Source organism: Pseudomonas sp. AC172 (genome assembly GCF_979258595.1).
In genome coordinates this window covers 279,595-302,083 of record NZ_OZ409868.1, presented here as the reverse complement: position 1 = coordinate 302,083, position 22,489 = coordinate 279,595, and the positions used below count along the sequence as shown (strand labels likewise).

The window sequence follows — 22,489 nt, the reverse complement described above, 5'->3', positions numbered from 1 at the left end:
GATTCCCCCCAGCGACAGTCAGGCCAAAACCCTGATGCTCGGGCTCAATTCGCGCACAAAAGACGCGAGATCTTATTCCGTGAGGTTCGCAGGCAACTGGCCCGCGAGCCAACCCAGTCCAGGTATATGGCGCACAATGACTTCTAAAAACAATCCCGCCACTGCGGTATCCGATCTGACTTTGAGCCCTGCCGCCAACAGCCCGTCATCGTCGAAGCCATTGGTCCCGTCGCGCCCGCTGTCGACTCAGCAATACCTGTACTTCACCGAAACCAATACCGACCGCATCCTCGACAACCTCGACGGCCTGCGTGACCTGGTGTTCCCGCGCCCGCCGCACCTGGAAGGCGACAACGAACAGCACAACGATCAGGAATTCCCTTCGGTGTGCCTGATCGGCCTCGGTCGCTGCGGCTCCAACATTGCTCTAGATGTCGCGGAGCTGGTGTACAACGCGCGCAAGTTCTACCTCAACGAATTCAACAACGAAGATCGCGCGGCGGATCGGCGTCTGGCCGACAAGGGTTACAGCCCGGCGCAGTGGATCAAGAACAACCTGCGCATCGGCCCGAACAAATCGACCAAACCGGTGTTCCTGGTCGAACCGCTGGTGATGCTCGGCGACCTCGACAAGGACATCGCCGGGCGCATCCGTTTCTCTCGCAAGGGCGAGAAAAGCGGCTTCCTGCGCGACTACAGCAAAATGAAGATCATGGACTTGTCCGAAGTCCACGCCGGTGGCGCCGGTAACGCGCCGATCCTCGGCCAATACCTGGCGAAGATCATCCTCAACAAGGACACCCAGCGTTTCTCCAGCCCTGACTGGAAAATGATTCACTCGTACCTGATCGACAGCTGCGGCATCAAAGCCAACCAGTCGCGTCTGTATTTCTCGATCTTCAGTGCCGGCGGCGGTACCGGTTCCGGCATGGCCTCGGAATTCGGCCTGGCCCAGCAGCACTCGTACATGAACAAGACGTTTGATACCAAGCCGATGGACGAGCATGACGGCAAGAGCGGTCATTCGTTCGTGTTCGAACCGATCTTCACCAGCGGCATCTGCGTGCTGCCGAACATTTCCGATCACCGCAGCGAAATGTCCGAGGCGCTGCACATCAACGCCGGCCGCCTGCTGTGCAAATACCTCTCGGAAGAATGGGATTTCTCCTACAACTTCGCCAACGAAGACAGCAGCGAAGCCAGCGTCATGGGCCGTATCCGCCCATGGAACGCGATGATGCTGATCTCCAACGACATCATGCGTTACGCCGAAGAGAGCGATGACGGCAACATCCAGAACATTGATGTCAATGCGATGGAGAAGCACGCCAACCAATACATCTCGCAGCAGATCTTCAACATTCTCACGGCGCAGGCAGTCACCACTGACTACGACCAGAACTACTTCCGCCGCGCCGGCATCGACATCGGCGAAACCATTCGCCTCGACGCCAACGACCTGTTCATGAGCCTGGCCGGCCCGGTGGCGATTGCCTACGCCGAATCGGTGGTGCCGGAAACGCCGCCGCCGAGCAGCGACAAATTCAAGGTGTTCGACAAAGAGCCGCAGCGCCTGAACATCGACGACCTGTTCTTCCGCTCGATCGACCTGCCGCACTTCAACAAGGTGACACAGGCGATTGAAGGCATCAGTCTGTTGCCGATTGAGTCCAAGCGTTATCGCGCTTCGCTGGAGCAGTACAAGAATTCCGGCTACGACGCCGCCGCGCTGCACGACCTGCACTTCTTCAAGAACTGCTCGTCGGTGGTCTCGATCGTCTCGCTGCCGAAAGACTACAAGCTGTCGTACATGGACCTGAACCGGTTAAAGACCCACCTCAACAGCCTGTTCCCGAATACCACGCTCAAGCGTTACGCGCTGGTAATCGGCGCCTCGGCCAACCTGTCGCTGACCACATTGATCGCCAAGAGCCCGTGCCTGTCGGATGACTTCCTGACCCTGATCGTGGCGTTCATCAAGCGCTGCTTCGCGAAGAACCCGTACCGTTTCGACGAGACCCTGGACAACTCGATCCTCGATTTCATCATCAACGAAGAATTCGACGAAGACCGCATCGACGACCTGCTCAACGAATTCGAGAACCCGGCGAAAATCCTCGATACCAACTGGTACGCGATCAAGCCGATGTACGAGAAGAAGTACCGCGAGCTGATCAACGACAAAGAGAAGTTTGTCTCGATCAATGACATTCGCTTGTCGCGTGATTGCGTGAAGAAGTCGATCAAATATCTGCGTGAAATTTACCGTCACCGGATTGGCAAGACCAAGGTTATTTCGCTGAATAACCATACCGGCAAGTCGTTCACGGTCTGATCCAGGACCGAGTCGCCCCTATCGCTGGCAAGCCAGCTCCCACAAGGTCCAGGTAAACACAATTTATTGTGAGCACCAGAAAACCTGTGGGAGCTGGCTTGCCAGCGATGGGGCCCTCAAATTCATTGAAGATTTCAGATATTCCAATATCCAGAAACAATTAAGCAGCCGTTAGGCTGCTTACTAAACTGTTCCCGTTACGTTTACGTCACCGTGAGGCCAGCCACGCTTGTGGTGTTTCTCTACGGCAACGTGCCATCACGCTACTCCGCTACACACTTTTCGCTGATGATCGGCCGCACCATCAAGGTGCAACGCCTTCAGCGCCCGCCCTTTCCTGGATCAGAATCCACGGCGAAACCACCACCGCCCACAGTTTCGGATCGCGTTCGAAAAGATCCAGCGCCCGCGTTTCAGACAGCTTGGCGACCTTGTCTTCGGCCAGCCAGGCAGCCACTTTCTCGCCATCATCCGACGCCACGGCCTCAGCGGCAGCGATCAAATCCAGATCAGGGTCGACCCACAATAGGGCACCCTTGGCGAAGAACGGCTCCAACTCTTTCCAGGTAATAGATGCGGTTTCACCAAGCAGCTTGGCATAGAGGGTGCTAGGTTCTTGATTCATGGGTGCTGTCCGGAAAAGAAATCGACGCGAATAATAACGTCGGTGGTCCGCCAGCAAAACCCGGTTGCAAATGGCTGCACCGAACGAAAAGAGCAGGAACGCCAAGGAATGCTGCTGATTGGGATATATGCCCACGAACGCCCCGCCGCAATTCTGTCTTTTTCATTCAAAAATGCGACACCCCCAAGTTTTGCCCCTCGGCGCCCGCTTCCCAGGCTGACAACCGGCGCTCTACACTGTACCGGTACAGTTGCCGGGGGCATTTCCGGAGGGTATCGCAAAGATATCTGACCCGGTTCTGCTGCTACGGCGCCAGAACTCAAAAAAATTACAACAGTAAGAGTGGAGCACTATGACTAAGGCTACTAAGCAGATTTCCAAACTGTTTGCCGCTATGGTTCTGGCCGGGGTTGCCAGCCATTCGTTCGCAGCTGACACCATCAAAATCGGTATCGCCGGCCCTAAAACCGGTCCAGTAGCCCAGTACGGCGACATGCAGTTCAGTGGCGCAAAAATGGCCATCGAGCAAATCAACGCCAAGGGCGGCGTCGACGGCAAGAAACTCGAAGCCGTTGAATACGACGATGCCTGCGATCCAAAACAAGCGGTAGCGGTCGCGAACAAGGTCGTCAACGACGGCGTCAAGTTCGTCGTCGGTCACCTGTGCTCCAGCTCCACTCAACCGGCTTCGGATATCTACGAAGACGAAGGCGTGATCATGATCACCCCGGCTGCCACCAGCCCGGACATCACCGCCCGTGGTTACAAAATGGTCTTCCGTACCATCGGTCTGGACAGCGCCCAGGGCCCTGCCGCCGGTAACTACATTGCCGACCACGTAAAACCGAAAATCGTTGCTGTGCTGCACGACAAGCAACAATACGGTGAAGGCATCGCCACCGCCGTTAAAGCCACCCTCGAGAAGAAAGGCACCAAGGTTGCCGTGTTCGAAGGCGTCAACGCCGGCGACAAGGACTTCTCCTCGATCATCGCCAAACTCAAGCAAGCCAACGTCGACTTCGTTTACTACGGCGGCTACCACCCGGAGCTGGGCCTGATCCTGCGTCAGTCGGCCGAAAAAGGCCTGAAAGCCAAGTTCATGGGTCCGGAAGGCGTGGGTAACGACTCGATTTCGCAGATCGCCAAAGACGCTTCCGAAGGTCTGCTGGTAACCCTGCCGAAATCCTTCGACCAGGATCCGGCCAACATCGCCCTGGCGGATGCATTCAAGGCGAAGAAAGAAGACCCGAGCGGCCCGTTCGTGTTCCCTTCCTACTCGGCTGTTGAAGTGATTGCCGGCGGTATCACCGCTGCCAAGAGCGAAGACCCGGCCAAAGTGGCTGAAGCCATTCACGCTGGCACCTTCAAAACCCCGACTGGCGACCTGAGCTTCGACGCCAAGGGCGACCTGAAGGACTTCAAATTTGTGGTTTACGAGTGGCACTTCGGCAAACCAAAAACTGAAGTATCCCCTCAGTAAGGCGCTGCCTGACTGACTGCCAATAAAGCCCACGGCGTGCCGTGGGCTTTGTTTTACGAATGTATGGGCCGCGCTGGCGTGATCCGCCAGTCTCCCCACCTGAAAATCTCAAAACCGTCATCAGCGGTTCGCTGGCAAAACCCGGATTCGAAGTGGATATAGATCCACGGGGCCGGGCGGGAAAATGACTCCACCAGTGAAATGCGTATCAGGTTTTTAGGAGCGTTGTAATGCCTGACCTCTATCACTTCTTCCAGCAGCTGGTTAATGGTCTGACCATTGGCAGCACGTATGCCCTGATTGCCATCGGCTATACGATGGTTTACGGCATCATTGGAATGATCAACTTCGCCCATGGCGAGGTGTACATGATCGGTTCCTACGTGGCGTTCATCGCCATCGCCGGGCTGGCCATGATGGGAATCGACAACGTCCCGCTGTTGATGACCGCCGCCTTCATTGCGAGCATCGTTGTCACCAGTTCGTACGGTTACAGCATCGAACGGATCGCCTACCGCCCCCTGCGCGGCAGCAACCGTCTGATCCCGCTGATCTCCGCCATCGGTATGTCGATCTTCCTGCAGAACACGGTTCTGCTGGCGCAAGACTCCAAGGACAAATCCATCCCCAACCTGATCCCCGGGAACATTTCCTTCGGGCCAGGTGGCGCACATGAAGTGCTGATTTCCTACATGCAAATCGTGGTGTTCGTGGTGACCCTGGTCGCCATGCTCGGCCTGACGCTGTTCATCTCCCGCTCTCGCCTGGGTCGCGCCTGCCGCGCCTGCGCCGAAGACATCAAGATGGCCAACCTGCTCGGCATCAATACCAACAACATCATCGCCCTGACCTTCGTCATTGGTGCTGCGCTGGCGGCCATCGCGGCCGTGCTGCTGAGCATGCAATATGGCGTGATCAACCCGAACGCCGGTTTCCTCGTCGGCCTCAAAGCCTTCACCGCAGCCGTTCTCGGCGGTATCGGCAGCATCCCCGGCGCCATGCTCGGCGGGTTGGTGCTTGGGGTGGCGGAAGCGTTTGGCGCCGATATCTTCGGCGACCAGTACAAGGACGTCGTGGCTTTCGGCTTGTTGGTTCTGGTGCTGTTGTTCCGTCCGACCGGCATTCTGGGCCGTCCGGAGGTTGAGAAAGTATGACTAGGAATCTTAAACAAGCGCTGTTCAGCGCTTTGCTGGTGTGGGCCGTGGCCTACCCGGTACTCGGTCTGAAACTGACCATCGTCGGCATCAACCTCGAAGTGCACAACACCAGCCCGATGATTCTGGCGACCATCGCCATCTGTTCGGTGCTGATGTTCCTGCGCGTATTGTTCAACCAGCAAATCAGCAAGGCGTGGAAGTCCTCGCCGGGCCTGCCGTTGATCCCGGCCAAGGCCAGCAACTTCCTGACCCTGCCGACCACGCAACGCTACTTCATCATTGCGCTGATCATCGGTGCACTGGTGTGGCCGTTCTTCGGCTCGCGTGGCGCGGTGGACATCGCAACGCTGATCCTGATCTACGTGATGCTTGGCCTCGGCCTGAACATCGTCGTCGGTCTGGCCGGTCTGCTCGACCTCGGTTACGTCGGCTTTTACGCCGTCGGCGCCTACAGCTACGCGCTGCTGTCGCACTACTACGGCCTGAGTTTCTGGATCTGCCTGCCGATTGCCGGCCTGATGGCGGCGACGTTCGGCTTCCTGCTGGGCTTCCCGGTGTTGCGTTTGCGCGGTGACTATCTGGCGATCGTGACCCTCGGCTTCGGCGAGATCATCCGTCTGTTCCTGCGTAACCTGACCGACATCACTGGCGGTCCGAACGGCATCAGCAACATCGAGAAACCGACGTTTTTCGGCCTGACCTTCGAGCGTAAAGCGGCGGAAGGCATGCAGACCTTCCACGAATACTTCGGCCTCGAATACAACTCGATCAACAAGGTAATTTTCCTTTACCTGGTTGCTCTGTTGCTGGCGCTGGCGGCGCTGTTCATCATCAACCGTCTGCTGCGCATGCCGATCGGCCGTGCATGGGAAGCGCTGCGTGAAGATGAAATCGCCTGCCGGGCACTGGGTCTGAATCCGACGATCATCAAGCTGTCGGCGTTCACCCTGGGCGCGAGCTTCGCCGGTTTCGCCGGTAGCTTCTTCGCCGCCCGTCAGGGTCTGGTGACCCCGGAGTCGTTCACCTTCATCGAGTCGGCGATCATCCTCGCCATTGTGGTGCTGGGCGGCATGGGCTCGCAGCTGGGTGTGATTCTGGCCGCCGTGGTGATGATCCTGTTGCCGGAAATGATGCGTGAGTTCAGCGAGTACCGCATGTTGATGTTCGGTGCGCTGATGGTGTTGATGATGATTTGGCGTCCACAAGGTCTGCTGCCGATGCAACGCCCACACATGGAGTTGCGAAAATGAGCCGCGAGATCTTAAAAGTCGAGAACCTGAGCATGCGCTTCGGCGGCTTGCTGGCGGTCAACGGCGTGGCCCTGACCGTCAAAGAGAAACAAGTGGTTGCGTTGATCGGGCCGAACGGCGCGGGCAAGACCACCGTGTTCAACTGCCTGACCGGTTTCTATCAGCCAACCGGCGGCAGCATCCTGCTCGACGGCGAGCCGATTCAAGGCCTGCCGGGCCACAAGATCGCCCTCAAAGGCGTGGTGCGCACCTTCCAGAACGTGCGCCTGTTCAAGGACATGACGGCGGTCGAGAACCTGTTGATCGCCCAGCACCGTCACCTGAACACCAACTTCCTGTCCGGTCTGTTCAAAACCCCGGCGTTCCGCAAAAGCGAGCGCGAGGCCATGGAATTCGCCGAGTACTGGCTGGAAAAGGTCAACCTCAAAGAGTTCGCCAACCGTACCGCAGGCACCCTGGCCTACGGTCAGCAACGGCGTCTGGAAATCGCTCGCTGCATGATGACCCGTCCACGGATCCTCATGCTCGACGAGCCAGCGGCCGGTCTGAACCCGAAGGAAACCGAAGACCTGAAAGCGCTGATCAGCGTGCTGCGTGAAGAGCACAACGTCACCGTGCTGTTGATCGAGCACGACATGAAACTGGTCATGAGCATTTCCGACCACATCGTCGTGATCAACCAGGGCACGCCTCTGGCCGACGGTACGCCGGAACAGATCCGCGACAATCCTGAAGTGATCAAAGCCTACCTGGGGGAAGCGTAAATGCTGCAGTTCGAAAACGTTTCCACCTTCTACGGCAAGATCCAGGCCCTGCACAGCGTCAACGTCGAAGTCCGTCAGGGCGAGATCGTGACCCTGATCGGTGCCAACGGTGCCGGCAAGTCGACGCTGCTGATGACACTCTGCGGTTCGCCGCAGGCGCACAGCGGCAGCATCCGCTACATGGGTGAAGAACTGGTCGGCCAGGACTCGTCGCAGATCATGCGCAAGAGCATTGCGGTGGTGCCGGAAGGTCGTCGGGTGTTTGCCCGTCTGACCGTTGAAGAAAACCTGTCCATGGGCGGTTTCTTCACCGACAAGGGCGACTATCAGGAGCAAATGGACAAGGTTCTCGGCCTGTTCCCGCGCCTGAAAGAACGCTTCAACCAGCGCGGCGGCACCATGTCCGGCGGCGAACAGCAAATGCTCGCCATCGGCCGTGCGCTGATGAGCAAGCCGAAACTGCTGCTGCTCGACGAGCCGTCGCTGGGCCTGGCACCGATCATCATCCAGCAGATCTTCGACATCATCGAAATGCTGCGCAAGGACGGTGTGACGGTGTTCCTGGTTGAGCAGAACGCCAACCAGGCGCTGAAAATCGCTGACCGCGCCTATGTGCTGGAGAACGGCCGCGTGGTCATGCAAGGCACCGGTGAAGCGCTGCTGACCGACCCGAAAGTACGCGAGGCGTACCTCGGCGGTTGATGCGTTTCACTCAACAAAAAAACGGCCTTCGGGCCGTTTTTTTTCATCTGCCATTCCTGAATTCAACACAAGCCCCTGTGGGAGGATTGCAGTGTCCGAAGGGTTTCTCGAAAAAACTTTGCACTGCGCTGTAACGCATCGCCATGAGCTTTCTCTAGTGGGGTAAGCAAGCACAAACCGCTTGTAAAAACCCTGACCAAGACTGGAGAAACATCATGACTGCTACCACCCGCACCCTGTCCGCCACCGCCCTGGTTCTGGCCCTCGGCTCGGCCTTGAGCATCGCCACCGTCTCCACCGCCCACGCCGCTGACGCCGACATGGAGAAATGCTTCGGCGTGGCCATGAAGGGTCACAACGATTGCGCCGCAGGTGCAGGCACTACCTGTGCCGGCACGGCGAAAATGGACTATCAGGCCAACGCCTGGAAACTCGTTCCGAAAGGCACCTGCGCCACCACCGAGAGCAAGACCTCGCCGACCGGTTTCGGTCAGATGGAAGCCTTCAAAGCCAAGTCCTGATCTGCAAACTGCCTGAGTGACGATCATGCTCACTATCAATGACCATGCCCAATCCCGCACTCAGGCAGCCCGCACCGGGCTCCCACCCCGTGCCGGGCTGGGGCTCAAGACCGGGCACTTTCGTGAAGTGCTCGGCTCACAACCGGACATTGGCTTCTTCGAAGTCCACGCCGAAAACTACATGGTGGCCGGCGGTCCGTTTCATCATTTTCTCGGGTTGATCCGCGAGCTATATCCGCTGTCGTTGCACGGTGTCGGCTTGTCCATCGGTGCTGAAGGGCCGCTGGATAAACAGCACCTCAAGCGCCTCGACGAACTGATTCGACGCTATCAACCGCAATCCTTTTCCGAACACCTGGCCTGGTCGAGCCATGGCCCGGTGTTTCTCAATGACCTGCTGCCGCTGGCCTATGACACGCCGACGCTGAACCGCGTCTGCGAGCATATCGATGAGGTGCAGAACACCCTCAAACGTCCCATGCTGTTGGAGAACCCGGCGACGTATCTGGCGTTTCAGCGCTCAACCCTTGATGAAGCGGAGTTCATCGCCGAGGTCATCCGTCGCAGCGGTTGTGGTCTGTTGCTGGACGTCAACAATGTCTACGTTTCCTGCGTGAACCATCAGCGTGATCCGCTGGCCTATCTCGATGCCCTGCCCTTGCACAGGGTTGGCGAGATTCATCTGGCCGGGTTTGCCGAAGATTGCGACAGCCTCGGCGACCGTTTGCTGATCGATGATCACGGTGCGCCGATCGATCAAGCCGTCTGGGCTTTGTACCGGCAAGTGCTGCAGCGTATTGGCCCGATAGCAACGTTGATCGAACGCGACAATCAAGTGCCGGCGTTCGAGGTGCTACTGGCGGAAGCTCAGCAAGCTGATGCGCTGTTGCGGGACGCCGGAGCACGCACATGAGCACTCAACGCGCTTTCGCTGCGGCGCTCATCGATACGCGGCTGCCTTGCCCCGAAGGCCTGTGCAGTGCCAACGGCGCTGATCCGGTGAGCCGTTTCGCGGTGTATCGCAACAACGTGCAGGGCTCGCTGATCAATGCTTTGGGCGACAGCTATCCGGTGGTTGCGAAATTGGTCGGCGATGAATTCTTCCGTGCCATGGCGGCCGTTTTCGTACAACAGCAACCGCCGCAAAGTCCGTTTATGAATTGCTACGGCGAAGCGTTCGCGGACTTCATTGCAGCGTTTGAACCGGCCGGCAGCGTCACTTATCTGGCAGACGTGGCACGCCTTGAGCACCTGCGTACCCTCGCCTATCACGCGGCCGACGCCCTGCCCGTCCGGCCAGAAGAAATCACAGCAGCGCTGACTGATGCGCAAACGCTGAGTGAACTGCGCCTTGATCTTCATCCCTCCCTGCACCTGCTCGACTCAGCCTTTGCCGTGGTCGCGATCTGGGGCGCACATCAGCACGACGCGACGCTGGAGGGAATCGACGTCAACCAAAGGCAACACGCCATGGTGTTGCGCAATGGCCTGGATGTCGAAGTGTTTGCCCTGGACTCCGGTGCCAGCAGGTTTATCCGCAACCTGATTGATGGCCAGACACTGCTGGCAGCGGCTGGAAACAGCCCTGAGTTCGACCTCGCGCAAACCCTCGGCTTGCTGATCGCGCGCAACGCCATCACTCACTTGAATAACAAGGAACTGCCATGAAAACGCTCATCACTCGCGCCATCGCGCTGCTGGAAAAAATCCCCCACAGCCTGATCGCCTTCATTGCACGTTTCTCGATCGCCGCGGTGTTCTGGAAGTCAGGGCAGACCAAGGTTGAAGGCCTGGCTATCGATCTGATCGAGGGCAGCTTTCAACTCGGCTGGCCACGTCTGGCCGACTCGACCATTCCGTTGTTCAAGAGCGAATACCACCTGCCGTTGTTGTCACCAGAGATCGCTGCGCACTTGGCGGCGTTTGCCGAGCACTTCTTCCCTGTGCTGATTCTGATTGGCTTCGCTACGCGGTTTTCAGCGCTGGCGTTGTTGGGTATGACCCTGACCATTCAGCTTTTTGTCTACCCGGATGCTTATCCAACCCACGGCACCTGGGCGGCGGTGTTGCTGTACCTGATGACGACCGGGCCGGGCAAGTTGTCGATTGATCATCTGATTGCCCGCCATTTTTCCCGCTAAGCGAAGGCCTACAAGGGAACGGTTCAGCGCTGGAGGCGGTCCAGCGCTTCGCCGCTGCGCTTGAACCAGCCGATAAGATAATCCGCCAATACCTGCGTGCGTTTCGGTAAACCGCCCTGATACGGATGCACCAGGTACATCGGCATGCGCCGGGTCTGAAAGTCACGCAGAAGCCAGCGCAATCGACCGTCAGCCAGTTCCGCTTGCAGCAAGTAGGAAGGCAATCGCGCGATACCGGCGCCACTGAGCGCGGCTTTCTTGAGAAGGTTGTAATGGTTGCTGGCGAACGGTCCTGACACGCGAACCCGGAGCAATTCATGCTGCTGGTGATACAGCCATTCCTCGCGTCCGCTGTAGTGGCTATTGAGCAAACAGCGATGCTCGGCCAGAGCCTCTGGCGTCAGCGGTTCACCGAAGCGCTCAAGATAAGACGGACTCGCGCAGGTCATTTCCTGCCAGGCCAGCAACGGTTTGGCCACCAGCCGTTCGTCATTGGCCACCTCGCTGCGGATCCCCAGATCAAAGCCGTCCCGTGACAGATCGCGGTAACTGTTATTCAGCTCCAGCTCGATCTGCACCTCGGGGTATTTGTGCGAGAACTCCAACAGCAGACCATCAAAGAAAGTTTCTCCCAACGACACCGGCACCGTCATTCGTACCGGTCCGGCCATATCATCCTTCAACCGCGCCAAGGCCTGACGCGCCCTTTCCACCTGGACGACCAGCGCCTGGGCCTGCGGCAACAATGCGGCGCCGGCGGCAGTCAGGCTCAAGCGCCGGGTCGTGCGTTGCAGCAACACCACAGAAAACTGCGCTTCGAGCTGGCTGATACGCTTGGACAACTGGCCCTTGCTACAGCCCAACTGCTGCGCTGCCAAGGTGAAACTGCCCGCTTCAATCAACACGGCAAACGCCGCCAGATCATCCATTTCGCTCACGGATTGTTTCCATTTGAAAACCAAAGGTTGCCTATTAGTGCGCTTATCGGCAGAAAAAACCACTCTAGACTGAAACCTCGTTCAATCACTTGAGGTACAGCACGATGAAGATTCTGTTGATAGGCGCTGGCGGCACCATCGGTTCGGCGGTGGACAAAGAACTGTCGCAACGTCATGAAGTCATCCGCATCGGCCGCAGCAGCGGTGACTTGCAGGTGGATATCAGCGACAGCGCGTCGATCCGCAAACTGTTTGAAAAGACCGGCAAGTTCGATGCACTGGTCTGCGCTGCCGGCAACGTGACCTTCGCACCGCTGGGCGAGATGACGGAAGACAGCTTCGCCCTCGGTCTTAAAGACAAACTGATGGGCCAGGTCAATCTGCTGCTGATTGGTCGTGAATTCGCCAACGATGGCGCCTCGTTCACCTTCACCACCGGTGTACTCAGCCACGACCCGATTCGCAGCGGTGCATCGGCAGCGCTGGTCAACGGCGCCCTCGACAGCTTCGTGCGCGCCGCCGCCATCGAACTGCCACGCGGCCTGCGAGTGAACTCGATCAGCCCGACCGTGCTGCTCGAAGCGATGGGCAGCTACGCCCCGTATTTCCGTGGGTACAAGCCGGTTCCTGCGGCGGATGTGGCATTGGCCTACGCGAAAAGTGTCGAAGGCCTGCAGACAGGTCAGACGTTTCACGTTGGCTGAGCTTCATTTACTCGATCAAAGTCGGTAACAGGCTTTTGGCAACAGGCCGCGGCATCACGATCCTGAGCAGCCCACCAAGCTCCGAATGCACTGTAGTTGTTGAAATGTGCTGGCCATTGATCGACAGGTTCAATGGCTGGCCCAGCGCCTCACGACTGATTGCCTTGGCCCGGGCGGTCGCTTCGGGAGTCAGGGTAACGGAAAGCTGAGCAAAGTCCGGATGGGCGCCCTGATCATCCTTGAGCAGAATTTCCATCCTTGCGAAATCAGCCGCTGAGGAAAAATTCAGATCGGCAGCCTGGCTGGTGCCAGCGCATGACGTTACCAATAGCAGTATCGCGACCTTCCATTGCATTGAGTGCACCTCGATCCATCAAACCAGACAAGCGCAAGACTATGCGGCGACCCCATGCCCAACTCAATAGTGGCCAGACAACCCTTGTGATCGGCAGTCAGCCTCAGTAACGTGGCGGCACTTGTCTGGAGAGCCAAAGATGCGTGTTGCCCGTTCGTTAGTCGTTGTTGCCCTGCTGCCGTTGTTCACCGCCTGCCAGTTGTTCGATGGCCAGCGAGAAAGTGCCTCGCACGTCGGGCAGACGCGGATGCAGGGGCAACTGACCGCTGCTGACGGCAAACTGGTGTTCCAGCCGTGTCAGGATCAGCGTCAACTGGTGATCAATGACATCGGTGGCACCAGTATTCTGCAAGAGGCCGCGACCCTCGCCGACGAGCAAGGCAAATTGTTCGCCGATGTCCGCGGCAAGGTCGCTGGCGATCGACTGGATCTGACTCAGCTGTATCGCGTCGAACGCTCCGGCACCGCCTGCGATGATCCGAATTTCAAGCTGCTGATCCTGCGCGCCACCGGCCATGGCCCGGAATGGAACGTCAAGGTCAGCGGCAAAGGCATGGTCATCGACCGCGAAGGCCAGCCGCCACTCGCCGTCCCTTATGTTGAAGAACAATTGGGCGACGGTCGTTTCAATCTGAGCAGCGAAGCCAATAACCAGCGCATCGAATTGTGGGTCGCGCCGCAACGCTGCGTCGACAGCAGCACCGGCAGCGTCCAGCACATGAGCGCCGAGTTGCGCATCGACGGCCAGGTGCAGCGCGGTTGCGGGTATTTCGGCGGATCGCGCAACGACTGAGCGTTTTAGCCTCACCGGATCCGGCCTTTGCGGCTTATAATCGCGGCCTTCAAACGCCTTGGCGCAGTTGTGCGCCCCGCGAACCCGGATCCTCGCCATGTTACGAATCACTGAACTCAAGCTGCCAATCGACCATCCCGAAGAAGACCTGCGTCCTGCCATCGTGCAGCGCCTGGGCATCGCCAGCGATGATCTGCTCGATTTCACCTTGTTCAAGCGCAGCTACGATGCGCGCAAAAAGTCCTCCGAACTGTGCTTCATCTACACCATTGACCTCGAAGTGCGCGACGAGGCCAAGGTGTTGGACAAGTTCGCCGACGACCGTAACGTCAACGTGGCGCCGGATGTCAGCTACAAATTCGTCGGCCAGGCGCCGAGCGACCTGAGCCAGCGCCCGATCGTCGTCGGTTTCGGCCCGTGCGGGATTTTCGCCGGTCTGTTGCTGGCGCAAATGGGCTTCAAGCCGATCGTCCTCGAGCGCGGCACCGAAGTCCGTCAGCGCACCAAGGACACCTGGGGCCTGTGGCGTAAAAGCGTGCTCAACCCCGAGTCCAACGTGCAGTTCGGTGAAGGCGGCGCGGGCACGTTCTCCGACGGCAAGCTGTACAGCCAGATCAAAGACCCGAAGTTCCTCGGCCGCAAAGTCCTGCACGAGTTCGTCAAGGCTGGCGCGCCGGAAGAAATCCTCTACGTCAGCAAGCCGCACATCGGTACGTTCCGTCTGACCGGCATGGTTGAAAACATGCGCGAACAGATCCGCGAACTGGGCGGCGAAGTGCGCTTCCAGGAACGGGTCACCGACGTGCTGATCGAAGACGGCCAATTGGTCGGCGTCGAACTGGCCAGCGGTGAAACCCTGCTTTCGAAACATGTGGTTCTGGCCCTCGGCCACAGCGCTCGTGACACCTTCCGCATGCTCCACAGTCGTGGCGTGTTCATGGAAGCCAAGCCGTTCTCGGTGGGTTTCCGTATCGAGCACCCGCAATCGCTGATCGACCGCGCGCGTCTGGGTAAATACGCCGGCCACCCGAAACTCGGCGCTGCCGACTACAAACTGGTGCACCACGCCAAGAACGGTCGTTCGGTCTACAGCTTCTGCATGTGCCCGGGCGGCACCGTGGTCGCGGCGACTTCCGAGCCGAACCGCGTGGTCACCAACGGCATGAGCCAATACTCGCGTAACGAGCGCAATGCCAACTCCGGCATCGTCGTCGGCATCACCCCGGAAGTCGATTATCCGGGCGGCCCGCTGGCGGGGATCGAGTTGCAGGAACGCCTGGAATCCCACGCCTTCATCCTCGGCGGCAGCGATTACAAGGCGCCGGCGCAACTGGTTGGCGACTTTATCAACGACATTCCTTCAACCGAACTGGGTGAAGTCGAGCCGTCGTACAAGCCGGGCGTGTCGCTGGGCGATCTGGCCCTGGCCTTGCCGGATTTTGCTATCGAAGCGATTCGCGAAGCATTGCCGGCGTTCGAGAAGCAGATTCGCGGCTACTCGCTGCACGATGCGGTGTTGACCGGGATCGAGACTCGCACTTCGTCACCGCTGCGCATTACCCGTAATGAAACCCTGCAGAGCATGAACGTGAAGGGCTTGTTCCCGGCCGGTGAAGGCGCGGGTTACGCGGGCGGGATTCTATCGGCGGGTGTTGACGGGATTCGCATTGCCGAAGCCGTGGCACGCGACATCCTCGGCCTGACTGACTAATCATCTGAAGTAACACAAATCCATGTGGGAGCGAGCCTGCTCGCGAAAGCGGTATTTCAGTCAACGATGATGTTGAATGAGATGACCCCTTCGCGAGCAGGCTCGCTCCCATATTTGGTTGTGTGTGTCTTCAGATATTCGCGCGTAACACTGAGGTCGGCAGCGCCTCACCCCGCTCGGCACTCGCCGCCACCGCTTCGATCAACCCACTCAACTCATACCCCTGCGCCTTCAACCAATCCTGATCGTAATAAGTGTCGGCATACCGCTCGCCACCATCACACAGAATCGCCACGATCGACCCCGACTCTCCCGCCGCTTTCATCTGCTGCGCCGCCATCAAGGCGCCGATCAGATTGGTCCCGCTCGACCCTCCGACATGCCGTCCCAGACGCTGCGCCAGATAATGCATGGCCGCCAGCGACAAGGCGTCAGGCACCTTGACCATTGCATCGATCACCTTGGGCAGAAACGACGCTTCAACGCGCGGCCGGCCAATGCCTTCAATGCGCGAACCGCAATCCAGACGCAAACTGGCGTCGCCGCTCTGGTAGTAATCAAAGAACACCGAGCGCTCGGCATCGGCGCACAACACGCGGGTGCAATGCTGGCGATAGCGCACGTAACGACCGAGCGTCGCGGTGGTGCCGCCGGTGCCGGGACTGGAAATCAGCCAGCTCGGTTCCGGATGTTTCTCGTAGCGCATCTGCTGGAAGATCGATTCGGCGATGTTGTTGTTCGCGCGCCAGTCGGTGGCGCGTTCGGCGTAGGTGAACTGGTCGATGAAGTGGCCACCATGCTCGCGGGCCAGACGCTCGGACTCGGCGTAGATTTGCGTGGGATCTTTCACCAGATGACTTTGGCCACCGTAGAACGCGATCTGGGCGATCTTCTCTTTGGACGTGGTCGCCGGCATCACCGCAATAAACGGCAGGCCGAGCATCCGCGCGAAATACGCTTCGGAAATCGCCGTCGAACCGCTGGACGCCTCGATCACCGGCGCGCCGGGCTTCAACCAGCCGTTACACAACGCATAGAGAAACAGCGAACGGGCCAGGCGGTGCTTGAGACTGCCGGTCGGATGACTGGACTCATCCTTGAAGTACAACTTGATGCCCGCAAAACCCGGCAGCGGCAAAGGGATCAGGTGGGTGTCGGCGCTGCGCTGAAAATCCGCCTCGATGATGCGGATGGCTTCGCGGGCCCACTGTCGGTTGTCGCTCATGGTGATGGTTCTCGTTGAATCGGGCAGGAGATGAATATGTACAAAAGGCTCACTCATCAGCTTAGGAAAAATCCTATAGCGCGCACAGATACAGCTGAGTCTCAATATGTCAGGCAACTGCTAGGCTCAGCGTGGCTTGGGCCAGACACCTTGTAACGACATATAACAAAAAAGAATATAACTTTTGTTTTAACAACTAACAGTACGGGTTAGGGTGTCCCACCTTTTGACTTTATCGATGGAGAGCGACCTTGCCTCTGCGTAGCACTTTCACGCGTTTCTTTCAGTTGGAAGCTGCCAGCGGTCTGTTATTGATCGCCGCGGCCATCCTGGCTTTGATTATCAACAATTCGCCGCTGTCGTGGCTGTACACCGGCCTGCTCGACACTCCGGTGGTGGCGCAGATCGGTGCGTTGAAAATCGCTAAACCCCTGCTGCTGTGGATCAACGACGGTCTGATGGCGATGTTCTTCCTGCTCATCGGCCTGGAAGTGAAACGCGAAGTCCTCGACGGCCAACTGTCGAAGCCTTCACAGATCGTCCTGCCCGGCGCGGCAGCGATCGGCGGCATGTTGGTACCGGCGCTGATCTACTGGTTTCTCAACCGTGACAACCCGGCAGCCCTCGACGGCTGGGCGATTCCGACCGCCACCGACATTGCCTTCGCCCTCGGCGTACTGGCGCTGCTCGGCAAGCGTGTGCCGGTATCGCTGAAACTGTTCCTGATGACCCTGGCGATCATCGATGACCTCGGCGCCATCGTGATCATCGCGATCTTCTACTCCGGCGAACTGTCGACCCTGTCGCTGGGCCTGGCGGCGGCGTGCATTGCGTCGCTGGTGGCGATGAATCGACTTGGGGTGGTCAAGCTCGGGCCGTACATGATTATCGGTTTGATCCTCTGGGTCTGCGTGCTCAAAAGCGGTGTCCACGCGACGCTGGCCGGCGTGACTCTGGCCTTCTGCATTCCACTGCGCACGAAAAACGCCGAACCGTCGCCACTGCTGACCCTCGAACATGCGCTGCACCCATGGGTGGCCTACGGCATCCTGCCGCTGTTCGCCTTCGCCAACGCTGGCCTGTCGCTCAGCGGTGTGACCGTCGAAAGCTTCACTCACCACGTGCCGATGGGCATTGCGGTTGGTCTGCTGCTGGGTAAAACCGTCGGTGTATTCGGCCTGACCTGGCTGGCCGTGAAGATCGGCATCGCCACCCTGCCGCAAGGCGCAAACTGGGGCCAGGTCATGGGCGTAGCGATCCTCTGCGGCATCGGCTTCACCATGAGCCTGTTCGTCGGTTCGCTGGCGTTTGAACCGGGTGTGAGTGATTACGCTGGCATGGACCGGATGGGGATTTTGACCGGGTCGATTCTGGCGGCGTTGATCGGTTATGCGGTGACGGCGGCGGCGAGTCGCCGGAGCACAGTACTGAATCCTGCGTAGAACACCTGTGGCGAGGGGATTTATCCCCTCGCCACAAGTGCCGCCATACTGATACACAGCGACTAATCCCCACGTCTTTAGAGACGCGTCCTACAGCCACAAATTTCCTGCTTCGTTAACGTTGCGCAGGCCCTCGCGAGGGGCTGTCGATGGATGAACGAAAGGACGATCAGTGGCTGTTAACAAGGACATTCCTCGGGTTCAAAACCCACCGCAAGGCGACGGGCATCACGTCACTTACCGCTACATGACGGCCACTGAACTGGCCGAGCGCGACGCCAGACAAAATGCTTACGACGCCATGCTGGCCCGACAGGATGCTTTCGAGCGCAACCGTGAGGTGGCGGTCAAAAAAGCCGATCCCGTTCGCGCTGGCTGCGTATTCGCCAAGTCCTGCAAATTGCCGGATGCGATTATCGATTACTCGAGTCCTTCGGGGATGGTGCCGACCGACAGCCTGAAGGATTACGGCGACCTGATCCTGCTGGGCGCGCACGAAACCGATGAAAGCGGCGCAGTTCCTCTCAAGAAAATCGGTGCAACGGCCATCCCGGCAGGCTTCGGCAGTTTTGCGTTGACGGGTTCGGCTTTCAAAGCACTGCCCACAGTTATATCCACCGCAGTGGTCACGCCTTTGGTGACCCTGGTAGCGCTGCTCATGCCCTCAAGCCTTGGCGACAGTGCGCTGTATACCGACGAGCAGTTGCGTGGACTTGAACAGGCACGAACGCGTGTTCGGCTGAGGGTCGAACAGCAGGCCGACGGCAGCCTGAAGGGCTACGGCTTCTACACCGGCAAGAATCGCGATTGGGAAATGATTGATGTCGTGCAGTTCAAGTTGCGTGGCAGCCAGTTCATTGCTGACTTGGGTGAAGGCGTAGAGCTGATCTGGACGCCTGCTGTGGATGGCTCGGACATCCTCGGCATCCCCGCGCTGGAGGCTGCACCGCAGGCACCGCACATCTGGGTTTATCCTCCAACGAAAGCGGCGGACGAGATTCTGGTTAATCCGGTTTATCCGCCGGAGTACCGAGACTTTATTCTGGTTTTTCCACCAGGTTCGTTGGTTCAGCCGGTATATATCGTAATCAATTCCCGAGCTGGGGATCACGAGTACCATCCGCCGCCTGATTTCCTGCCAGCCTTCCCTGATGCGAAAGTTGTGGGACGCAAAACAGCTGTTCAAGGGGGCGGCGCGAAACGCAAAAGATGGAAAACCGCTAAAGGACTTATTCTTGAATGGGACTCGATGCATGGCGCTATAGAAAAGTATGACGCCAGAGGCAAACACATTGGCGAGTTCGATCCAGACACTGGCGAGCCAACGTCTACAAAAAAGAACAAAAAATCGAAAAAAGGCAAGAAAAGGAGTATTGAGCCTTGAGATTCTTAGTAGAAGCTTTTGACAAAAAAACCGACTTCCAAACATCAGTAATTGAACTGCCCGAGAATTGTACCGAGCAACTCAAATCGATCATGGGTTGGAAAACAGAGCAGCAAGGTTGGGAAGGCTACGACCTCAATCAGCAACAGATCAAAGCCATTGAGGCACTGATTCAAAAGTCCATCGAAGATCCGCGCTATTACTTTCAACTGACGTGTAATGGACATTGAAACGCAAACAAAAACCCCGACCAGTCACCTGATCGGGGTTTTCTTTACCCTGAATTCCGCTTAGTGCGAAACGCGGCTGGTCCCGCCAACGGTGGAGATGCGCACGCGCTCGCCAACGCGGAACACTTCGTTCTCCTGAACCTGCTGCACATACGCACGCATGCTGCCGTCGTCTTCACGTACGGTGATTTCCACACCCTGGGTACGGGTCAGACCTTCTTCAGTCGCCGAACCGATCAGACCGCCCGCCACTGCACCGATAACTGCGGCAACGATGCTGCCCTTGCCGCCGCCGATGGCGCTGCCGCCGACGCCGCCGACCGCTGCACCAGCGAGGCCGCCGATCGGGGTTTTGGTGCCTTCGATTTTCACCGGGCGCAGGGATTCGATGGTGCCCATGCGAATCGTCTGCACGCGACGCGCTTCGTCACGGGAGTAGGAGTCACCGGTCAGGCTCGATTGGCAGCCGGTAAGCAACATCGCCATCGTGGAAAAGGAAGCAACCAGCAGAACAGACTTACGCATAGCATCAACTCCAAAGAAACATATAGTCATTAAACTCCGTGGCTTGACGCCTGTCACGACACCGCCCGGATAAATTGGCTTTCATTCAGGCGCGGTACAGACACCTGCACGCTCTCCCTGATGTAGCCCTACAGTAGCGCCAAATTACCGATTCTGCGCCACGGACACCAAGGATTTTCATGGATTACTTCATCATCGTAGTCACCACGGCCGCCGGTTTGTACTTCCATGGGTGGTTGTACGTGCGGATCAAACGCTGGATGGATCGCGACCTGGCGCTGTCATTGGCCGGCAAGGACGAGGGCAAACGTGCCTTCATGCTCGAGCAATTGGCGAACGCTCAGGCGCAGAAGATCAAGCGCCGGGACCTGCCGAAGTGGCTGGAGGCCGCTGCGGCAGGCTATCCCGCTCGGTAGACTGCTCAGGGTGCCAGACGTTCAAGAATCCAGTCGGCGCCCTGCACACGATAGTTGAGGCGATCGTGCAGACGGCTCGGACGGCCCTGCCAGAATTCGATGCGCTCGGGCAGCAAGCGGTAACCGCCCCAGTGTTCCGGGCAGTCGGGCTGAGTATCGGAGAAACGCTGCTCGGTAGCTTTGAGCAAATCTTCCAGTTCACCGCGCCCGTTGATCACCCGGCTCTGCGGCGAAGCCCAGGCACCGAGGCGGCTGCCCAGTGGACGCACCTGATAATACGCATCCGACTCCCCGGGCGAGACCTTCACCACCCGCCCTTCGATGCGCACCTGACGCTCCAGGGTCGGCCAGAAGAAGGTCATGGCGGCAAACGGGTTGGCCGCCAGATGCTGGCCCTTGGCGCTGTCGTAATTGGTGAAGAAGGTAAAGCCCTGCTCATCCAGCCCCTTGAGCAGCAGAATGCGGCAATGCGGCCGCCCATCCTTGTCGACCGTGGCCAGGGTCATGGCGTTGGCTTCCACCGGCGCCTGCTCGGTTTTCACCGCGTCGGCAAACCACTGGTGAAACAACGCAAACGGCTCGGCCGGGGCTTGCGCCTCGGTCAGGCCATCCCGGGTGTAATCACGACGCATATCTGCCAGAGCCTGGGTCATGGCGCATTCCTTTTCGTTAGCGGATCACTTCTTGGTGGTATCGGTCGCGGCGACTTTCTTGTCGGTCGCGGCGGCTTTGGCTGGCGTGGTTTTCTTCGCTGGAGCCTTGGCTGGAGCTTTTTTCGCCGGAGCCTTGGCAGCGGCTTTCTTGGCCGGAGCCTTTTTGCTCGCTGGCACAGCAGCTTTTTTCGCCGCAGGAGCCGGGGTTACCGGTTTGGCCACTGGCTTGACGTCTTGCGCTGCGACCATGGTCACTGGCTTCGGCGCTGGCATGTTGTACTTGCTCAGCAGGGCAACCATGGTGTTTTGCGGGGTCACCAGCAGTTCAACACGACGGTTAAGGGCACGACCTTCAACGCTGTCGTTGGCTGCACGCGGCGCTTCGGAACCCATGCCACGCAGCATCAGGCGATCACGCTGCAAGCCACTGAGACGGAAGATTGCGGCGATGGCCTGGGCACGCTCCTGGCTCAACTTGATGTTAGCCGGCGCGGCACCACTGGAATCGCTGTGGCCAAGGACCAGGACGGCGGTTTTCGGGTCGGCTTCAAGGATTTTCGCCACGCGAGTGAACGGGCCGAGGGTGACCGGCAGCAGCATGGCTGGACGGTCAGGGTTGAACGAGCCTTCGACCGGTGCGGTCACGACCAGCACGTTTTCACGGCGTTCGAGTTGCAGATTACTGTCTTTAACCGCTTCACGCAGACGCGGCTCATAGTCGTCAAGCCAGGCCTGGGTGACTTTCGGATCCGGCATCGGCACGGCTTTGGTGGTTGGTTGATCCTTGCCACCGAACGGCCACCACCATTTGCCACCTGCGTCGGCTTCAGCTTTGGCCACGGTGACCGGTTTTTTCGCTTCCGGGGCAACTTCAGCCTTCATGTCGGCCTTGGCCGCTTCATCATCGGAACCGAACGGCCAGTACCACGGACTGCTGCTTTCAGTCTTGGCCACGGGTGCGGTGGCCGCAGGTTTCAGAGGGGCTGGAGCCGGTGCTGGCTCCTTGGCCGCAACCTTGTCGGAAGAACCGAACGGCCACCAACTGCCGCCGTCCGCATCGTTTTTCGGGGTCTGTGCACAACCGGTGATCGCTACACACAGGGCCAGGGCGAGGGTCTTTTTAGATGACATTGAAAAT

At 58.6% G+C, this 22,489-nt stretch carries 24 protein-coding genes; 17 read left to right on the top strand and 7 right to left on the bottom strand.

Annotation, left to right across the window (positions count from 1 at the left end; all coding sequences use genetic code 11):
- The first annotated feature begins 136 nt into the window (after positions 1–136).
- A complete protein-coding gene (locus tag ACZ0A4_RS01485) occupies positions 137–2,335 on the top strand; it encodes a hypothetical protein (RefSeq protein WP_064119773.1) in 2,199 nt (732 codons plus the stop codon).
- Positions 2,336–2,639: 304 nt separating this feature from the next.
- On the opposite strand, the gene ACZ0A4_RS01480 is transcribed toward ACZ0A4_RS01485, so the two are convergent.
- On the bottom strand, positions 2,640–2,960 hold the full coding sequence (locus tag ACZ0A4_RS01480; RefSeq protein WP_463572776.1) for a DUF2288 domain-containing protein: 321 nt from the start codon (positions 2,958–2,960) through the stop codon (positions 2,640–2,642).
- 352 nt (positions 2,961–3,312) lie between these two features.
- Between ACZ0A4_RS01480 and ACZ0A4_RS01475 the strand changes: the two genes are divergently transcribed.
- The 9 genes from ACZ0A4_RS01475 to ACZ0A4_RS01435 all read left to right on the top strand — a co-directional run bounded on the left by ACZ0A4_RS01475 (position 3,313) and on the right by ACZ0A4_RS01435 (position 10,975).
- Positions 3,313–4,440: a branched-chain amino acid ABC transporter substrate-binding protein gene (locus ACZ0A4_RS01475; protein ID WP_034154998.1), complete on the top strand. Its 1,128-nt coding sequence runs from the start codon at positions 3,313–3,315 to the stop codon at positions 4,438–4,440.
- A gap of 230 nt (positions 4,441–4,670) precedes the next feature.
- Positions 4,671–5,594 carry a high-affinity branched-chain amino acid ABC transporter permease LivH gene (gene livH / locus ACZ0A4_RS01470; RefSeq protein ID WP_034154997.1) on the top strand — a complete coding sequence of 308 codons (924 nt, stop codon included), beginning with the start codon at positions 4,671–4,673 and terminating at the stop codon, positions 5,592–5,594.
- A complete protein-coding gene (locus ACZ0A4_RS01465; RefSeq protein ID WP_397481433.1) occupies positions 5,591–6,847 on the top strand; it encodes a high-affinity branched-chain amino acid ABC transporter permease LivM in 1,257 nt (418 codons plus the stop codon). Before livH ends, ACZ0A4_RS01465 begins: the two co-directional genes overlap by 4 nt.
- A complete protein-coding gene (gene livG, locus ACZ0A4_RS01460; protein WP_007918535.1) occupies positions 6,844–7,611 on the top strand; it encodes a high-affinity branched-chain amino acid ABC transporter ATP-binding protein LivG in 768 nt (255 codons plus the stop codon). Before ACZ0A4_RS01465 ends, livG begins: the two co-directional genes overlap by 4 nt.
- Complete coding sequence (locus tag ACZ0A4_RS01455) at positions 7,612–8,313, top strand: ABC transporter ATP-binding protein (RefSeq protein ID WP_008082262.1); 702 nt, start codon at positions 7,612–7,614, stop codon at positions 8,311–8,313.
- Positions 8,314–8,528: 215 nt separating this feature from the next.
- Positions 8,529–8,834 (top strand): BufA1 family periplasmic bufferin-type metallophore, encoded by a 306-nt coding sequence (locus ACZ0A4_RS01450; protein WP_463572774.1) that lies wholly within the window; start codon positions 8,529–8,531, stop codon positions 8,832–8,834.
- A gap of 25 nt (positions 8,835–8,859) precedes the next feature.
- Positions 8,860–9,747: an MNIO family bufferin maturase gene (gene bufB / locus ACZ0A4_RS01445; protein ID WP_463572773.1), complete on the top strand. Its 888-nt coding sequence runs from the start codon at positions 8,860–8,862 to the stop codon at positions 9,745–9,747.
- A complete protein-coding gene (locus ACZ0A4_RS01440; RefSeq protein ID WP_463572772.1) occupies positions 9,744–10,502 on the top strand; it encodes an HvfC/BufC N-terminal domain-containing protein in 759 nt (252 codons plus the stop codon). The genes bufB and ACZ0A4_RS01440 overlap by 4 nt, the downstream gene beginning before the upstream one ends.
- Positions 10,499–10,975 carry a DoxX family protein gene (locus tag ACZ0A4_RS01435; protein WP_463572771.1) on the top strand — a complete coding sequence of 159 codons (477 nt, stop codon included), beginning with the start codon at positions 10,499–10,501 and terminating at the stop codon, positions 10,973–10,975. The genes ACZ0A4_RS01440 and ACZ0A4_RS01435 overlap by 4 nt, the downstream gene beginning before the upstream one ends.
- A gap of 23 nt (positions 10,976–10,998) precedes the next feature.
- On the opposite strand, the gene ACZ0A4_RS01430 is transcribed toward ACZ0A4_RS01435, so the two are convergent.
- Positions 10,999–11,913, bottom strand: coding sequence for a LysR family transcriptional regulator (locus ACZ0A4_RS01430; RefSeq protein ID WP_463572770.1), 915 nt, complete (start codon positions 11,911–11,913; stop codon positions 10,999–11,001).
- A 104-nt stretch (positions 11,914–12,017) separates the two neighbouring features.
- Between ACZ0A4_RS01430 and ACZ0A4_RS01425 the strand changes: the two genes are divergently transcribed.
- Positions 12,018–12,617: a short chain dehydrogenase gene (locus ACZ0A4_RS01425; protein WP_122600752.1), complete on the top strand. Its 600-nt coding sequence runs from the start codon at positions 12,018–12,020 to the stop codon at positions 12,615–12,617.
- Between the two features lie 7 nt (positions 12,618–12,624).
- On the opposite strand, the gene ACZ0A4_RS01420 is transcribed toward ACZ0A4_RS01425, so the two are convergent.
- On the bottom strand, positions 12,625–12,972 hold the full coding sequence (locus tag ACZ0A4_RS01420; RefSeq protein ID WP_194933827.1) for a hypothetical protein: 348 nt from the start codon (positions 12,970–12,972) through the stop codon (positions 12,625–12,627).
- A 139-nt stretch (positions 12,973–13,111) separates the two neighbouring features.
- Here ACZ0A4_RS01420 and ACZ0A4_RS01415 point away from each other — a divergent pair, with 139 nt between their 5' ends.
- Together ACZ0A4_RS01415 and ACZ0A4_RS01410 are read left to right on the top strand one after the other, a co-directional pair.
- Positions 13,112–13,765, top strand: coding sequence for a COG3650 family protein (locus ACZ0A4_RS01415; RefSeq protein WP_463572769.1), 654 nt, complete (start codon positions 13,112–13,114; stop codon positions 13,763–13,765).
- Between the two features lie 97 nt (positions 13,766–13,862).
- The gene (locus ACZ0A4_RS01410) at positions 13,863–15,476 is read left to right on the top strand and encodes an NAD(P)/FAD-dependent oxidoreductase (protein WP_463572767.1); all 1,614 of its coding nucleotides are present in this window, start codon (positions 13,863–13,865) and stop codon (positions 15,474–15,476) included.
- A 130-nt stretch (positions 15,477–15,606) separates the two neighbouring features.
- Here ACZ0A4_RS01410 and ACZ0A4_RS01405 read toward each other — a convergent pair whose 3' ends face one another.
- The gene (locus ACZ0A4_RS01405) at positions 15,607–16,701 is read right to left on the bottom strand and encodes a PLP-dependent cysteine synthase family protein (RefSeq protein WP_463572766.1); all 1,095 of its coding nucleotides are present in this window, start codon (positions 16,699–16,701) and stop codon (positions 15,607–15,609) included.
- Positions 16,702–16,952: 251 nt separating this feature from the next.
- Here ACZ0A4_RS01405 and nhaA point away from each other — a divergent pair, with 251 nt between their 5' ends.
- From nhaA to ACZ0A4_RS01390, 3 genes are all read left to right on the top strand, one after another.
- The gene (gene nhaA / locus ACZ0A4_RS01400; protein WP_463572764.1) at positions 16,953–18,143 is read left to right on the top strand and encodes a Na+/H+ antiporter NhaA; all 1,191 of its coding nucleotides are present in this window, start codon (positions 16,953–16,955) and stop codon (positions 18,141–18,143) included.
- A gap of 172 nt (positions 18,144–18,315) precedes the next feature.
- The gene (locus ACZ0A4_RS01395) at positions 18,316–19,527 is read left to right on the top strand and encodes a colicin E3/pyocin S6 family cytotoxin (RefSeq protein ID WP_463572763.1); all 1,212 of its coding nucleotides are present in this window, start codon (positions 18,316–18,318) and stop codon (positions 19,525–19,527) included.
- A complete protein-coding gene (locus tag ACZ0A4_RS01390) occupies positions 19,524–19,757 on the top strand; it encodes a DUF7683 domain-containing protein (protein ID WP_095119200.1) in 234 nt (77 codons plus the stop codon). The genes ACZ0A4_RS01395 and ACZ0A4_RS01390 overlap by 4 nt, the downstream gene beginning before the upstream one ends.
- Positions 19,758–19,817: 60 nt before the next feature.
- On the opposite strand, the gene ACZ0A4_RS01385 is transcribed toward ACZ0A4_RS01390, so the two are convergent.
- Entirely contained in the window at positions 19,818–20,282 is a 465-nt protein-coding gene (locus ACZ0A4_RS01385; RefSeq protein ID WP_007918566.1) for an outer membrane lipoprotein, read from the bottom strand.
- Between the two features lie 179 nt (positions 20,283–20,461).
- Between ACZ0A4_RS01385 and ACZ0A4_RS01380 the strand changes: the two genes are divergently transcribed.
- On the top strand, positions 20,462–20,698 hold the full coding sequence (locus ACZ0A4_RS01380; protein WP_150749381.1) for a hypothetical protein: 237 nt from the start codon (positions 20,462–20,464) through the stop codon (positions 20,696–20,698).
- A gap of 5 nt (positions 20,699–20,703) precedes the next feature.
- On the opposite strand, the gene pdxH is transcribed toward ACZ0A4_RS01380, so the two are convergent.
- Both pdxH and ACZ0A4_RS01370 read right to left on the bottom strand, forming a co-directional pair.
- Positions 20,704–21,351, bottom strand: a complete 648-nt coding sequence (pdxH, locus tag ACZ0A4_RS01375) for a pyridoxamine 5'-phosphate oxidase (RefSeq protein WP_463572762.1) — start codon at positions 21,349–21,351, stop codon at positions 20,704–20,706.
- Between the two features lie 24 nt (positions 21,352–21,375).
- The gene (locus ACZ0A4_RS01370; protein WP_463572761.1) at positions 21,376–22,482 is read right to left on the bottom strand and encodes an OmpA family protein; all 1,107 of its coding nucleotides are present in this window, start codon (positions 22,480–22,482) and stop codon (positions 21,376–21,378) included.
- Positions 22,483–22,489 lie beyond the last annotated feature (7 nt).

Excerpts from the sequence above, each read along its gene's own strand:
- ACZ0A4_RS01485 (WP_064119773.1), top strand. The coding sequence starts at position 137 with ATGACTTCTAAAAACAATCCCGCCACTGCGGTATCCGATCTGACTTTG.
- bufB (WP_463572773.1), top strand. The coding sequence starts at position 8,860 with ATGCTCACTATCAATGACCATGCCCAATCCCGCACTCAGGCAGCCCGC.
- ACZ0A4_RS01435 (WP_463572771.1), top strand. The coding sequence starts at position 10,499 with ATGAAAACGCTCATCACTCGCGCCATCGCGCTGCTGGAAAAAATCCCC.
- ACZ0A4_RS01410 (WP_463572767.1), top strand. The coding sequence starts at position 13,863 with ATGTTACGAATCACTGAACTCAAGCTGCCAATCGACCATCCCGAAGAA.
- livH (WP_034154997.1), top strand. The coding sequence starts at position 4,671 with ATGCCTGACCTCTATCACTTCTTCCAGCAGCTGGTTAATGGTCTGACC.
- ACZ0A4_RS01450 (WP_463572774.1), top strand. The coding sequence starts at position 8,529 with ATGACTGCTACCACCCGCACCCTGTCCGCCACCGCCCTGGTTCTGGCC.
- ACZ0A4_RS01420 (WP_194933827.1), bottom strand. The coding sequence starts at position 12,972 with ATGCAATGGAAGGTCGCGATACTGCTATTGGTAACGTCATGCGCTGGC.
- ACZ0A4_RS01480 (WP_463572776.1), bottom strand. The coding sequence starts at position 2,960 with ATGAATCAAGAACCTAGCACCCTCTATGCCAAGCTGCTTGGTGAAACC.
- ACZ0A4_RS01370 (WP_463572761.1), bottom strand. The coding sequence starts at position 22,482 with ATGTCATCTAAAAAGACCCTCGCCCTGGCCCTGTGTGTAGCGATCACC.
- ACZ0A4_RS01425 (WP_122600752.1), top strand. The coding sequence starts at position 12,018 with ATGAAGATTCTGTTGATAGGCGCTGGCGGCACCATCGGTTCGGCGGTG.
- ACZ0A4_RS01385 (WP_007918566.1), bottom strand. The coding sequence starts at position 20,282 with ATGCGTAAGTCTGTTCTGCTGGTTGCTTCCTTTTCCACGATGGCGATG.
- ACZ0A4_RS01380 (WP_150749381.1), top strand. The coding sequence starts at position 20,462 with ATGGATTACTTCATCATCGTAGTCACCACGGCCGCCGGTTTGTACTTC.
- livG (WP_007918535.1), top strand. The coding sequence starts at position 6,844 with ATGAGCCGCGAGATCTTAAAAGTCGAGAACCTGAGCATGCGCTTCGGC.
- ACZ0A4_RS01440 (WP_463572772.1), top strand. The coding sequence starts at position 9,744 with ATGAGCACTCAACGCGCTTTCGCTGCGGCGCTCATCGATACGCGGCTG.
- ACZ0A4_RS01475 (WP_034154998.1), top strand. The coding sequence starts at position 3,313 with ATGACTAAGGCTACTAAGCAGATTTCCAAACTGTTTGCCGCTATGGTT.
- pdxH (WP_463572762.1), bottom strand. The coding sequence starts at position 21,351 with ATGACCCAGGCTCTGGCAGATATGCGTCGTGATTACACCCGGGATGGC.
- ACZ0A4_RS01415 (WP_463572769.1), top strand. The coding sequence starts at position 13,112 with ATGCGTGTTGCCCGTTCGTTAGTCGTTGTTGCCCTGCTGCCGTTGTTC.
- ACZ0A4_RS01405 (WP_463572766.1), bottom strand. The coding sequence starts at position 16,701 with ATGAGCGACAACCGACAGTGGGCCCGCGAAGCCATCCGCATCATCGAG.
- ACZ0A4_RS01455 (WP_008082262.1), top strand. The coding sequence starts at position 7,612 with ATGCTGCAGTTCGAAAACGTTTCCACCTTCTACGGCAAGATCCAGGCC.
- ACZ0A4_RS01465 (WP_397481433.1), top strand. The coding sequence starts at position 5,591 with ATGACTAGGAATCTTAAACAAGCGCTGTTCAGCGCTTTGCTGGTGTGG.